This is a genomic window from Tateyamaria sp. LSS28 (assembly GCF_059611725.1).
This window is the reverse complement of the sequence record NZ_JCAPFI010000002.1, coordinates 580,768-594,338: the sequence shown is the minus strand read 5'-3', so window position 1 is coordinate 594,338 and position 13,571 is coordinate 580,768. Positions and strand designations below refer to the sequence as shown.

Below are 13,571 nucleotides of genomic sequence, written 5' to 3'. Positions count from 1 at the left end.
TGTTTTTATGGCGCATGACGCTCTTGATCCCGCATTCGATCGCCTGATCGATCAACACGCACCCGTAAGGCAGATTGCGTCAGGCTGCACCTTTACCGAAGGCCCGATCTGGCATCCGGCTGAGCAATATCTGCTGTTCTCCGACATGCCCGGGGACGTACGCCGGCGCTATGACACCGCTGGTGTGCGCGAGGTTTTGCGCCCGTCCAATAAGGGTAATGGCATGACCTATGACGCAAACCTCAATCTTGTGGCCTGCGAACACAGCACGTCGAGCGTTACGCGGATGCGCCCAAGCGGGCAGAAAGAGACGCTTTGTACGCATTTCGAGGGCCGAGAACTGAATTCGCCCAATGACGTCGTGGTCAAATCCGATGGATCGATCTGGTTCACGGACCCCTGGTATGGCCGCATGCCCGGGTTCGGGGTCGAACGCCCGCGCGATCTTGGTTGGCAAGGCGTTTTCCGCCTGCCGCCCGATCACACGCCTGGGGCCGAGCCAGAACTGGTGGTTGACCGCTATCTGCTGACCATGCCCAATGGGCTGTGCTTTTGCCCGGACGAGTCAAAACTCTACATCAACGACACGGAGCAGGCGAATATCCGTGTGTTTGACGTCGAAGGTGGCGGCAGGCTGGTCAATGGCCGCGTTTTTGCCAGTGGCATCCGCGACAGCCTGTTGCCGGGTGTGCCCGATGGCATGAAATGTGACGCCGAGGGCAATGTCTGGGTCACCGCACCCGGTGGCCTTTGGGTCTATGCACCCACTGGCAAGCTGATCGGTAAGGTGTCGATCCCGGAACTTGCGGCAAACTTGCATTGGGGCGGCGTGGACTGGCGCACGCTCTATGTTGCGGCCTCGACCAGCGTTTACGAAATCCCGGTCAAGATCGGCCCCCGCAACGAACCGTTCATGCGCGCGCGCCCCGCAAGTGGTGCCCAACCGGTACCGGCTTCGGGGGATGAACCGCTGCGGCTCGACCCAACGCGCTGTGCGCTCATCATTCAGGACATGCAGAACGACGTTGTGATGGAAGGCGGCGCCTTTGCCGCCTCGGGCAGCCCCCAACACTGCCGCGAGCAGAACGCGATTCCCAACGCTGCCCGACTTGCCGCACATTGCCGCACACTGGGCGTGCCGGTCATCCACGTGCATTTTCTTGTGAGCCCCGGGGCTGCTGGCCTGACGCTCAATGCGCCGCTCTTCGAGGCCACGCTGGATGAAAACGCGCTCGTGCGCGGAACATGGGGCGGAGCGCCCGTGGAGGGGCTGGAGCCAATGCCCGGCGATCACGTGATCGAAAAGATGCGTATGAGCGCGTGGGAAGGCAGTTCGCTTGAAACCATCCTCAAAGCCGAAGGTCGCGACATCCTTATTGAAACAGGCGCGTGGACCAACATGTCCGTCGAACACACAGCCCGCACAGGGGCCGACAAAGGCTATGTCATGGTCATCCCCGAAGACGGATGTTCGACCATGAACGCCGACTGGCATCGGGCAAGTATCGAATACGCGATGACAAACGTGGCCTTGGTGACAAACACCGACGCGGTCATCGCAGCCCTGAGCTAGGCCGAGATACGGAGCATGGATCGCTGACAATTTTACCCGGTGCTTCGAGGCCTGAAGCACCGAGATCTGGACGTATCGAGAAACGCCACGAAACGGGTATTACATGGCTCAGCCAGCAACACGTGTGCTGCCAAGAGCTGCCCTTTGTCGTTCCTGAGTGTAGAACAGGGGACGTTGATCAAAGCCCCACCCAGCCATTGCGCTTCGCTTTTGGGGGGCTGGACTGCCCCAATTCGTGTGCAGTATGTGTGCCGCATGTTGGGAAATATCAAATCGCGGACCGTAGGAGCTTCAGGAATGCCCAACATCGCAGCCACCGAGGCAGCGAGACTGTCTGTCCGTCGCCCCGATGGAGGAATGAGACTGTCCACCTGAATCAAGGTTGTAGCCACAGGGGGGGGTGCAAATCGTGTGCAATCCAAGTTGAAGGTCCGCAAACACCCGAAAGCAGTCATTCGTCTGTAGCACAGCATTCGGTAAAATGGGCTCTCAGGAGGTCTCGCCGTAACTTGCGCCGATGACCGCAAGGCGGACTAGCGTGCTTTCGCTGCGGCTGCGCCAGTGGCCGCTTTTCTAGCGAACTCGACCCATTGTTATGGAACGATCTTTTTTACAGGCACCAAAAAGGTCTGCATTGTGTGTCGGGTGCGAGATGCCTTGTGGGCTGAGCTGAGGCTAGCTGCAGAATTCCAAAAGTCATCAGATTCCGGGACATTCCCCAGCCTGACAAGGAAGCTAGGCGATCCGACTTCGCCACTGTCTGGGTCCTCACAGATCACATAAGCATCAGCCCCCGCGCAATCCTGGGACTGGGCTTCCCGTTTGGCTCTATTTTGGGCTTCTGCTGCCGTTGAATGTTGAAATTGCTTGCCAATTTTCAGGCTTGCTTGCCCGTCACGCCCGGGCTTCTGTTCCATATATGTCTGACAGATATAACGAACTTTTGTTGCGCTCTTGCCTACGTGTGTCATGAGTAAATCCTTCGTGCTTGTCGGGACGTCTCTGAAGCTTAAAAAGAGCGGGCAACGAGTGTGTTAGCGCTTTTTGACGGCTTTGGGTAAACCTGTCTTTTGCACTACCCTGATGGCTTCGTCGGTGTGTTCGCTTCTCGTTCGAGGCGCGCGTTGCGGAAACGGTCGTTCTTGGCTTGTCGCTGCTCGGCCTCTTCTTCGACCATCTTTCGAACGATGCGGGTTGTCTTTTCCAACGGTGTTTCCACATTGGGACCTTGCGCTTTGAACACGCTTGTTTTTGTCAGATTTACAACGTGGCAATCTCCTCTTTGGTTTCACCAAGGCGTGTCTGAACAAGGTCGTTCAAACCAATGCCAGGTGTTTGTTTGGCCATAGGCATCGTGTGCGTTTGGCCCCGGCCGGTCATTGCGTAGATTTGTTTGAATATCCGGGGCGGCCATGGCGCGCATCAAAGTGCTATAAATCATCTGAAACCGCATTCCCGATCCAACACAGAGCGTCGGATCTTTCGTGCCAATGACTAGATGATTGCTTGTTGCACCGATAAGCGTACTTCCAGGAGGCATTTTGAGGCCCGTCGCACCCGCGTCCTGATGCCCAATGGAAAGAAGCAGCCTCGTCGTTTCTGAGTTGTTTGGGACAAGGTAAATTTTTGCAACGGAAGGATCAGTATAGCCGAGGAATGGACGCACAGACTTGGCGTCCATCTCGATAACTTCAGCGAGAAGCGTGAAGGCATCTCGAAACATGCCGCCAATCTGATCCTCTGTGATCGGATCGACGCAAAGCAGTATTGCTTCCCCAAGGCGCAGGTGAGGGTGACAATCGTGCGCGGCAATTACATGCATGGAGATCGGCGCTGGCGGCTGTTGATTTAACCAGTTCTGCAACAGATGCCGAAAAGACGGAACTGCTAGGCAGAGTGGGAAAGATCAGAACGGCGATTGCGATGAACCCAATCGCCTAGGGACTGAACTGAGTGATCATAGTGTGGGTGAACAGTTGCTATGGAAAGATTGGGCCAACTATAAAAGTTCCGCGCTGCCAACTTCCGCAACAGCTGGTATCGCGTGCTTTTGGTGAACGACCGATAAGACCGCCGCAATACAGTATCTTGAACCTGGGTCGAAAGTCCGGTTTGGGCCGTTCCCTTCGTCACCACGGGTATGGGTCTTACAGATACTGCGCCGCATCGGACACGATCTCTAACCTTCGTTTCTGGCTGTGTCCTCCGCAACCAAAGGACCTGCGTTACGCGCCAGTGTACCATCAACAAACGCGTCATTTCTTCTGCATTAGTGGCAAGGAACCCCCATCCGAACGGCAAACCGAACCAGATCACCGCGGGGGCGGTGACGTGGATCGCGACTGACCACTGTGCACTTACATCAGTGACAATGGATGAGATCGAGTTGTCTACAGCGCGCTGCACCCCGATGAAATGGGTCACGTTGATCGGGTGGATGATCAGGACGCGCGCGAGGACCCCAAACACCATTGGCGATGTCCAGAACGGCCGCAACGCCTCCTGCATAAAGCCACATTAAGTCTGGTTTCAGAAACCAATGGGAGGGGCCCATTGGGATGCGAACCGTACGGAAACTGATCACTGGAGCAGTGCGGATACCTCAGACGCAGATCGGTAGGGATTTCAGCATGCTATTTTTGTTGCATTATCTTTCGATGCAGCTTCAACGCATGTCGGATGCGTGAACGTTTTTGGTCCTGACATCACTCCATCTTCATCGCTTCGGTTTCGATGTTGATCCGAACCTCATCGCCAACCAGACCGTTGTCGACGCCGTAGGTCATGCCAAAATCACTGCGCAGGATCGTGGTGGTCATCGACAAGCCCAACACTTCTCTCTTGTGGCCGAAAGGATAGTCGGCGACCTTGTTGAGAGTCACGTCCAGCGTCACGGGTCGAGTCACGCCCAAAATGGTGAGATCCCCCGTCACAGTGCCCGTCGTATCCCCGGCCGGAGTGCCTCCACTGGCGACAAAGGTGATGTCCGGGTGCGCCGACACATGCAGGAAGTCTTTGTTGCGCACATGCCCGTCACGGGCGTCATTGAACGTGTTGACCGAACTCGCGTCGATGGTCACCGCCACGTCACTCAATTCCTGCATATCGACATCATAGTCGAATGCGCCGCTTAGGTCAGTGAAAATCCCCAAGGTACGGGCGTAGCCAATGTGCTCGATGGTAAAGTAGACATTGGTGTGTTCGGTATCCAGTTCATAACGCGCCATGTCGGCGTGCGCCGTGGTGGCAAAGGCCGCTGTCAGGGTTGCGGCGATGAGGGGCATGCGCATCGGGTTGTTCATCCTGTCTGGGGCGCAGGGCGGGTCGTACGTGAAAGAGCTTCGCCACCCGCGTTGCGCGATCTACATGTTGTATCCGATATATAGGGCGTTAGTGCAGCAGGGCAGGTAAATGTAATGCGAGCGGGGCAACTTCGGTGCGCGACATGGAACGTCCACCGCGGCAAGGGCAGTGACGGCAGAGTTGATCCCGCGCGTATTCTGAACGCGATCGACCGGGAACTGGCCCCGCGAGGTCTTGATGTTCTGGCCTTGCAGGAGGCGGACGAAGAATGCCGCCCACACGCGCGCATTTTTCACGTGGATCAAATCGCCAAAAGCACTGGGCTTAGTTACATTCACGAGCCTGCCTTGCGCTGGGGACCGCAGAGCGATGGGTTCCTTGGCACAATCCTATTCCTGTCGCCTGCACTCACTCCCACGCACACCGATGTCATCGACCTTCCGGGTCATTGCCACCGCGGGGCTGTTTCGGTCGAAACCTTGTTCGAGGGCCGTTCAGTCCGCATCATGAGCACGCATCTGTCACTGTTCCAGCCGCTGCGGATCGTGCAAATGCGCATCATTGGACAATACCTGCGTCGCCGACCGCAAATGCAGACCCTTCTTTTGGGGGATCTCAATGAATGGCGACCCTGGGGTGGGTTGATGTTTGACCGTCGTCTGGTCGGCACCCGCCTGCGGGGTCCAGTGCGCCCCACCTTTCCCAGCGCGCAGCCGTTCTTGCCGCTCGACCGTATCCTGACCGAAGCTCCGGGCGAGGTGCAGCAGATCCGGGCCGTGACATCCGCCGAGATGACCGCCGCATCGGATCACCTGCCGCTCGAGGCCGTTGTCACAGTTCCGTGACAGGGCTGAATATTCCACCGGCTCAAGTGTTATTCAAACTGTCAGACGGCAGCCAAAGACCTAGGTATTGCGGCGGAAAGAATGGAAAACCAAATGTTTCTTAGCACCCCACAAATCGTTGCGCAGCGGATCGAAGGGCAGGCGCCCGTCAGCACGTTCCTTGCCGTATCCGCCCTTGTCAGCGCGGCGCTGGCGCTGGCGGCGTTCTACACATTTGGCACGCTGACCGGGCCGGTTCTGGTCTTCGCGGCGATTGTCATGATCGCAACCTACGGTCTGATCCAAAACTACCCGCACCCGGTGCTGGGCCTGTGCAATGTTGTCACTTTGCTGCGGGCTGCGATGGTGGCCTTTCTGATTGGCGCCGTGCTTGTCCCCGGGGTGTCCGTGTGGGTGGTGTTTGGTTTGGCCGTCGCCGCCTTTGCGCTCGACGGGATTGACGGCTGGTTGGCGCGACGCGCGGGCCTTGTGTCCGACTTCGGCGCGCGGTTCGACATGGAAACGGATGCGGGGCTGGGCGCAGTCATCTCCCTGTGGTTGCTCGCGAGCGGCACGACGGGCCCCGAGATACTGCTCCTCGGATTCATGCGCTACGCATTTCTCGGTGCAAGCTTTATCTGGCCGGCGCTCCAAGCCCCTTTGCCCGACGCGTTCCGACGGAAGGCGATCTGCGTGGTTCAAATCACGGCTTTGATCGTTTTGATCTTTCCACTCACGCCGCAGATGCTTGTGCTGCCCGTCACAGTGTGCGCCGTGCTGCTGCTAGGCTGGTCCTTCCTCGTTGACATCCTCTGGCTGGCGAGACGTGCTGCATGATACGGGTGGCGGCGCTTGCACTTGCGGCGGCGATCATCTTCGCCGTTCTGGTCTTGCCGAACCACCCCGGCACGATGAAGTGGAGCGCGCTGAACCGCTGGCCGCTGGAATTGCCCGTCCTGCTGCTGGCGACGGTTGCTTTCGGACGGCGCTTTGGGGCGGCGTATTTTCTGGCACTGCTTCTCGTGGTCTCGGTTGTGATCAAGGTGGCCGATTATGCGATGTTCAGCGCTTTCAACAGAACGTTCAACCCGATCCTCGACACATTCCTGATCTGGGCAGGGCTATCGCTGCTGCGGGACAGTGTCGGTGGCGTGCTGACCGTGCTGGCCGTGATCGGCGTTGTCCTGTTGCTGATCCTGCTTTTTGTCGCGCTCGAACGAAGCCTGCGTATCTGGGCCGGTCTGTCACCCGCCCGACCGTTGCGGATTTCGGCGGCGGTGCTTGCACTCTTTGGTGCAGGTTGGGCGGCGGCGGATGCGGGCCACCACCTTGAATATTGGCGGTTCGACAAAAGCCCCCCGGGCACGGCGTGGACGACGCGTCTCACCCTTAAACGCGGGATCGAAGTGCAGCAAACCGCCGTCGAACTGGCCCGCTTTGCGCAAGACGCGCGCGTTGACGCCTATGCCGATGCAACCGGGATTCTTGATCGGCTCGAGGGCCGCGATGTCATCCTGATCTGGATCGAAAGCTATGGCCGCGCGAGCTTTGACAACCCGCTTTACGCACCGACGCATCTTGCAACGCTGCGCGCGGCACAGGCCGAAATCGCCCAGACCGGCATGGCCATGAAAAGCAGCTGGCTGACCTCGCCCACGTCTGGCGGTCAAAGCTGGCTTGCCCACGGTGCACTCGCCAGCGGGCTCTGGACGTCAGACAACGGGCGCTACAACGCGATGCTCGCCAGCGGTCACAAGTGGCTCTTTCACTTCGCACAGGACGCAGGCTACCGCACGTCCGCCATCATGCCGGCAATCACGGTGGGGTGGCCCGAAAGCCTTGTTATGGGGTTTGATCAGGTCTTTCCCGCAGCCGACATTCCCTACAAGGGGGACAAGTTTCGCTGGGTGACGATGCCCGACCAGTTCACACTGGCCGCATATCCGGACCTGTTGCCCGGCGACCCGGGCCCGGATTTCATTCAGATCGCCCTGATCTCCTCTCACGCCCCGTGGACCCCGATCCCGGACATGGTGCCGTGGGCAGCGATCGGAGACGGAACGATCTTCAACGACATGGCGGCGCGCGGTCCCGCACCCAAAGAGCTGTGGCGCGACCGGGATGCCGTGCGCGACGCCTATCGTCGGTCCGTCAACTATGTGTTGCAAGCGACGTTTTCGCATGTGGCCCGTCTTGGCGAAGCCGCGCCACTCGTGATCGTCGCGGGCGATCATCAGGCCGCAGGGTTTGTGGCGGGCAGCGACAATATGGACGTCGCGGTTCACATGATCGGTCCACCTGCGGTTCTGGACCTCATAGCCGATTGGAACTGGACCGACGGCCTGATCCCCGCAGCGGATGGGCCAGTGCGGCGGATGGACAGTTTCAGAAACGACTTTCTTTCCGCGTTTTCCAGAAACATCGTTTCAAAGGTCGTGTCGCGGTGACGGTCCGCTGGCTCAAGCTTGTCGTCTCCACAGCCTGCCTTGCCGTGCTGTTGTGGTGGACCGATGCTGCAGCGGTGGTGGAACGGTTGCAAAACGCCGACATGATGTGGATCACGTTGGGACTGCTGGCAATCACGGCGTCCACGTTCGCAATGGCAAGCCGTTGGAAAATCGCGGCAAGCGAAATCGGCGTCCAGATCACCTATCCGGTGGCCGTGCGCGAATATTATCTCGCTCAACTCATCAACACGGTGCTTCCCGGCGGCGTCGCAGGCGACGTCACGCGAGCCGTCCGCGCGCGGCACACGGCGGACCTGAACCGCGCCGCACAATCGGTCATGGCCGAGCGCCTGCTGGGCCAGATTGCGGTCCTCGCGTTTATGTTCGTTGGCTTTGCTGTGGCGCTTTTGGTGACGGGTGGCCTTGAATTTGGCCAACTGGGGCGGGTGGTGATGACCGCCCTCGCAGGTTGCATCATCGTTGCCGTAGCGGTGTCGAGATTGCAAAACGCAACCGGCCGATTTCTCCGCATGACCTTTCAGCTGACGCGCCGCCCTGTGGTGATCCTGCATGGCCTGATCACGACGCTTTGTCTCGTTTTTGGCTTTTACGCCTGCGCGCGCGCAACCGGCGTCATCATGCCAGCCGAAGCACTGGCAACCTTGATCCCGCTGATCCTCTGCGCGATGCTGATCCCTCTATCGGTCGGCGGTTGGGGATGGCGTGAAGGGGCGGCCGCCGCTCTTTTTCCGATCATCGGAGCCCCTGCCAGCGCGGGTGTCGCGACCGGCATCACCTACGGCGTTGTCCTGCTTGCCGCAGCACTGCCCGCAGCGGTTATACTCGTCGCACAGCCCCCTCTCGACACTGCCTCATCCAAAGGGAAACCTGACCTACCATGACACAACCCGCTCATCTCACCCGCCGCTTTTTTCTGCAAACCAGTGCCGCAGGCGTCGCCACCGCCGCCGCGGGCGTGCCCGCCTTTGCGGCGCGTGACGTCAATTTCCAGCTGTCGTGGCTCCATTCCGTCCAATTCGGCGGCAGCTACATCGCCGCCAACAAGGGATATTGGAGCGACCTCGGCCTCAATGTCGCGCTCAGCCAAGGCGGACCCAACGCGCCGGTTGAGCCGCCCGTGGTCTCGGGCGCGGCACTGGTTGGCATCTCGGCTGCCGACTACACCGCCGCCGCGGTGGCCCAGGGCGCGCCTTTCAAGATCATCGCCGTGGCCATGCAGAAAAACCCCTTCGCCATCGCGTCACTGGCGAGCAACCCGGTGAACACGCCCGATGATCTGGTCGGCAAGCGGATCGGCATGGCCGTGGCCAATACGCCTGTACTACAGGCGCTGTGCACGCTGAATAACGTGGACATCAACGACATCGAAATTGTCCCGACCCAGTATGATCCGGCCCCACTTGTCATTGGTCAGGTCGACTGTCTGCTGTGCTGGGAGACGGACCTGCCCGTGGCAATGACCGTGCAGGGCGTCGACAATACCACCATGCTGATGGCCGACCACGGCTACGCCCTGCATTCGCAGACGTACATCACGACCGAAGACACGTTGGCCAACCGACGCGCCGATCTCGTGGCCCTGCTCAAGGGCGAGGTCATGGGGTGGAATGACTACCTTACCGACACCGACGCCGCCGCCGCACTGACGGTCGAGATGTTCCCCGATGCGGGCCTCGATCTCGAAGCGCAAAAGCTACAGGCCGCGCGTCAGGTGCCCCTTATGTTCAGCGACCTGACCGAAGAGAGCGGGTTCGGCTGGTTCACCGACCACACCGTCGCTTCAAATATCGAGACGCTTGCCTTGCTGGGGCAGGATGTGCCGGCAGACCTGTGGGATCGGTCCCTGCTCGAAGAGGTGCACGGCTGACTGAAAACCAAGGTCTGTTCGGGCATGGCCAGCGTCGACATCCATTGCAATGACGTCAGCAAGAGCTTTGGCGCGACGGCCGCGGTCGCGCCATTCTCTGTCACACTTGCTGCCGGGCAGACCACGGCGCTTGTGGGCCCCTCGGGCTGTGGCAAGTCGACGATCCTGCGGATGATCGCGGGGCTCGAGGCTCCGGACACCGGCACCATCCTGTTGGGCGCGGAAATACCCCGCGCCGTGGCCCGGCGGGGCGGAGTGGCAATGGCCTTTCAGGACCCGACGCTTTTGCCTTGGCGCACCGTGCGCGCCAACGTTGCATTGGGCGCGGAACTGGCGCGCAAACCTGCTGGCGACATTGATGCGCTGATCGACCTTGTTGGATTGAAGGGATTTGCCAACCACCGTCCGGCAGAGCTGTCAGGTGGGATGCGCCAGCGCGCCGCAATTGCGCGCAGCCTCGTCTCGACACCGGAGGTTCTGCTGCTCGATGAACCCTTTGGCGCGGTCGACGCGATGACGCGCAGGCGGTTGAACGCAGAGCTCCCGCCGCTCTGGCGGTCGCGCGGGGCTACGGTGGTGCTGGTCACCCACTCCGTTCAAGAGGCGGTCCTGTTGTCCGACCGTGTGCTGGTCTTGTCGCCACGGCCTGCGCGGCTCGTCGCAGACATTCCAATCGACCTAACGGGTGCACGTGACAGCGAGTTGTTCGATACGCCTGCGTTTCTGGCCCTGTCACGCGCAGTCTTTTCCGCGTTGGAGCAGCCATGACCGCCGCGCTGCGCCATACCGCGTCAATCCTCCTCGCCCTGGCGATTTGGGAGGGCATTGCTCGCATCAGTTCAGGTGGCTTTCTCGTCAGCGGTCCAACAGCGATTGCACGTTACATGGTCGACAATGCCGCGCTGCTTGCCCGTGCCATGGCCGAGACGTCGATCAACGCGGCGTGGGGCTTTCTTTGGGGCAATCTTGGCGCGATGGTGCTGGCCGCTGCGATCATGTTGGTGCCGCGCAGCGAACGCGCGCTGTCCGCGCTGGCCCTGCTGGTCTTCTGCGTACCGCTGATTGCCAGTGGCCCGATCCTGCGGGTGCTGTTCGGGCCGGGGCAGGGGCCCCAGATCACGCTGGCCGCGCTCGCCGTGTACTACACAACGCTGCTGGCGCTGCTCGTTGGTTTGCGTGCTGTTTCGCAGAATTGGACTGACCTCATGCAGGTCTACGGGCACGGTGCGGTCTCAACGCTCGTTCGGGTGCGCGCCCGTGCAAGCCTACCTTACCTGTTTGTCGGACTTCAGATCAGCGCACCCGCCGCTTTCCTCGGCGCGATGATCGGGGAGTTCACCGGGGCCGAACGTGGGCTCGGCGTGCTGACGCTGCGTGCCATGCGCGGGCTGGATACCGACGCGACGTGGACGCTCGCGCTGCTCGCGGCGCTTATCGCGCTGGCCGCCTACGCGCTGATCGGAAAACTGGGCGAACGGATGGTCGGCTACAAACCGGTCATTCTTTTGTCTGCGCCCGCCGCGTCCATGCCCAAACCACCCTGGGCGCGCCTTGCTGAAGTGGCACTCATCGCGGCCCTGGTCCTTGCCCTGTGGCAACTGTCGATGGACGCGTTCGGCCTCAACCGTTTCTTCGCAAAACGGCCCGGCGATGTGTGGGCATTCCTGACGGACCCCCAGAACCGCGACACCCTGCTGGCGGCGCTGTCCGAAACCCTGTCCTTTGCACTGCCGGGTTATCTTGCGGGACTGGCCTTGGGGGCCGGGCTGGCGGCTGTACTGGTCCTGTGGCCGCCCTTGTCCCGCGCGGCCCTGCCCGTTGCGGTCGCCCTGCGCGCCGTGCCGACTATCACCACAGCGCCACTCTTGGTGTTGGCATTCGGACGCGGTTTGATCGGAACTATCTTTGTTGTTGTGGTAATGATCTTCTTCCCTACGTTTGTCGCTTGCCTCCAGGGGCTGCGCCAGACACCGGGTCAGACCGTCGATCTGTTCAAGAGCTATGGGGCTGGGCGCTGGCATCTGCTGCGTGCGGCCCAGATCCCCGCCATGCTTCCCGCCTTCTTCGCCTCTGCCCGCATGGCTGTCCCGTCGGCCCTTCTGGCGGTCACGACGGTGGAGTGGCTGGCGACGGGCAAGGGGATCGGTGTCCTGATGGCCATGACGGCCAGCACGTCCAACTATAACATGCTGTGGGCCTGCGTTGCGGTGCTGGCGGTCGTCGCGGTGGGGTTTTATGCGCTTGTTGCCGCACTGGAACGCGCCGTCCTTCGGACCTATGCAAGCGAGCAGGTGACATGACACAGGCTGTTTTCGCCATCCCTGGCGACAAGGATCGCCGCACCGGCGGGTTCATTTACGAAGCGCGCGTGCTGAAAGAGCTGAACGACATCGGTTGCGCCACGCAGCATCTGCAATTGCCCGACAGCTTCCCGGATCCAACCCCGTCCGATATGGTCGCCACCCTCGCGGCCCTGCGCGCCGTCCCTGATCACCGCCCCATCATCCTCGACGGCCTCGTCTTTGGCGCCATCGACCCGGACGGTTTGGCCAAGGTAAGCGCGCCGGTCATCGCCATGGCGCACCATCCGCTCGGGCTCGAAACCGGGCTGCCTGCTGCGCGTGCGGCTTTTCTATTGCAGAACGAGGCAGCGGCCTTGCGTCACGTCGACCATGTCATCGTTCCAAGTGAGGAAACCGCCCGCGTCCTCTGCCGTGACTTCGATGCCGATGCAAACAGGGTCACAATTGCACCACCCGGCTTCGACAGGCCCGTCGTCAACCGAAGCCCGACGGATCCACCGCTTGTCCTGTCGGTCGGACTGCTCGCCCCGCGCAAGGGCCACGACGTCCTGCTGACCGCACTGGGTCACCTGCGCGATATGCCATGGCAGGCCAGCATCGTGGGCAAAGCCCATGATCCCGTCTATGCAGCCGCGCTTCGCGGTCAGTGCCGCGATCTCGGGATCGATGAACGCGTGCACTTCGCGGGAGAGATCGACCAAAACGCTCTGTCATCGCTGTTCAATGCGGCATCCGTCTTCGTCCTCGCGACCCGCTACGAAGGCTACGGCATGGTTTTGAGCGAGGCGATGCAATTCGGGCTTCCGGTGGTGTCGTGTCGCGTCGGTGCTGTGCCCGATACTGTTTGGGATGCTGGCGTTCTGGTTCCGCCCAATGATCCGAAAGCCCTCGCACACGCAACGCAACTGATACTGCAAGACCGCAAGAGAGCCGAAGAGTTGTCCCGCCTCTCCACCCAAAGATCCGATGCTCTTCCGCGATGGAGGCATACCGCACGCATATTCGCAGACGTCATCGCGAAGGTGAAGTCCGCGTGACCGTCAGCCCGACTACCAGCGCTGTCGCTGGCGGTCGGAGATGCCAACATGTGTCAGACTTTTTGGAAGCGGCGTGTCCGTCGTCAGATGTTTTGGGACAGATGGCTGCCTGATCCAAGAGAGGGTCTGGCACATCTGGTTCACGTGATTGTCTGACGTCAGCGCCATTGGAACAGTTTAGGGCGATTTGATAAGG

At 60.5% G+C, this 13,571-nt stretch carries 13 protein-coding genes; 9 read left to right on the top strand and 4 right to left on the bottom strand.

What is annotated here, in order from left to right; all coding sequences use genetic code 11:
• Positions 1–7 precede the first annotated feature (7 nt).
• Positions 8–1,573, top strand: coding sequence for an isochorismatase family protein (locus tag AC53L6_RS07480; protein WP_496907385.1), 1,566 nt, complete (start codon positions 8–10; stop codon positions 1,571–1,573).
• 593 nt (positions 1,574–2,166) lie between these two features.
• Here AC53L6_RS07480 and AC53L6_RS07475 read toward each other — a convergent pair.
• From AC53L6_RS07475 to AC53L6_RS07460, 4 genes are all read right to left on the bottom strand, one after another.
• Complete coding sequence (locus AC53L6_RS07475; RefSeq protein WP_299210410.1) at positions 2,167–2,544, bottom strand: hypothetical protein; 378 nt, start codon at positions 2,542–2,544, stop codon at positions 2,167–2,169.
• Between the two features lie 104 nt (positions 2,545–2,648).
• Positions 2,649–2,816, bottom strand: a complete 168-nt coding sequence (locus tag AC53L6_RS07470) for a hypothetical protein (protein ID WP_496907384.1) — start codon at positions 2,814–2,816, stop codon at positions 2,649–2,651.
• A 45-nt stretch (positions 2,817–2,861) separates the two neighbouring features.
• Complete coding sequence (locus tag AC53L6_RS07465; RefSeq protein WP_496907383.1) at positions 2,862–3,437, bottom strand: type III PLP-dependent enzyme domain-containing protein; 576 nt, start codon at positions 3,435–3,437, stop codon at positions 2,862–2,864.
• A gap of 841 nt (positions 3,438–4,278) precedes the next feature.
• Complete coding sequence (locus AC53L6_RS07460) at positions 4,279–4,857, bottom strand: YceI family protein (RefSeq protein ID WP_496907382.1); 579 nt, start codon at positions 4,855–4,857, stop codon at positions 4,279–4,281.
• A 132-nt stretch (positions 4,858–4,989) separates the two neighbouring features.
• Between AC53L6_RS07460 and AC53L6_RS07455 the strand changes: the two genes are divergently transcribed.
• From AC53L6_RS07455 to AC53L6_RS07420, 8 genes are all read left to right on the top strand, one after another.
• Complete coding sequence (locus tag AC53L6_RS07455) at positions 4,990–5,721, top strand: endonuclease/exonuclease/phosphatase family protein (RefSeq protein ID WP_496907381.1); 732 nt, start codon at positions 4,990–4,992, stop codon at positions 5,719–5,721.
• Positions 5,722–5,814: 93 nt separating this feature from the next.
• The gene (locus tag AC53L6_RS07450; protein WP_496907380.1) at positions 5,815–6,537 is read left to right on the top strand and encodes a CDP-alcohol phosphatidyltransferase family protein; all 723 of its coding nucleotides are present in this window, start codon (positions 5,815–5,817) and stop codon (positions 6,535–6,537) included.
• Positions 6,534–8,147: a sulfatase-like hydrolase/transferase gene (locus AC53L6_RS07445; protein ID WP_496907379.1), complete on the top strand. Its 1,614-nt coding sequence runs from the start codon at positions 6,534–6,536 to the stop codon at positions 8,145–8,147. Before AC53L6_RS07450 ends, AC53L6_RS07445 begins: the two co-directional genes overlap by 4 nt.
• Positions 8,144–9,049, top strand: coding sequence for a lysylphosphatidylglycerol synthase transmembrane domain-containing protein (locus AC53L6_RS07440; protein ID WP_496907378.1), 906 nt, complete (start codon positions 8,144–8,146; stop codon positions 9,047–9,049). Before AC53L6_RS07445 ends, AC53L6_RS07440 begins: the two co-directional genes overlap by 4 nt.
• Positions 9,046–10,035, top strand: coding sequence for an ABC transporter substrate-binding protein (locus tag AC53L6_RS07435; protein ID WP_496907377.1), 990 nt, complete (start codon positions 9,046–9,048; stop codon positions 10,033–10,035). The genes AC53L6_RS07440 and AC53L6_RS07435 overlap by 4 nt, the downstream gene beginning before the upstream one ends.
• 24 nt (positions 10,036–10,059) lie before the next feature.
• Complete coding sequence (locus AC53L6_RS07430) at positions 10,060–10,803, top strand: ABC transporter ATP-binding protein (protein ID WP_299605126.1); 744 nt, start codon at positions 10,060–10,062, stop codon at positions 10,801–10,803.
• A complete protein-coding gene (locus tag AC53L6_RS07425; protein WP_496907376.1) occupies positions 10,800–12,335 on the top strand; it encodes an ABC transporter permease in 1,536 nt (511 codons plus the stop codon). The genes AC53L6_RS07430 and AC53L6_RS07425 overlap by 4 nt, the downstream gene beginning before the upstream one ends.
• Positions 12,332–13,375 carry a glycosyltransferase family 4 protein gene (locus AC53L6_RS07420; RefSeq protein ID WP_496907375.1) on the top strand — a complete coding sequence of 348 codons (1,044 nt, stop codon included), beginning with the start codon at positions 12,332–12,334 and terminating at the stop codon, positions 13,373–13,375. The genes AC53L6_RS07425 and AC53L6_RS07420 overlap by 4 nt, the downstream gene beginning before the upstream one ends.
• Positions 13,376–13,571: the final 196 nt, after the last annotated feature.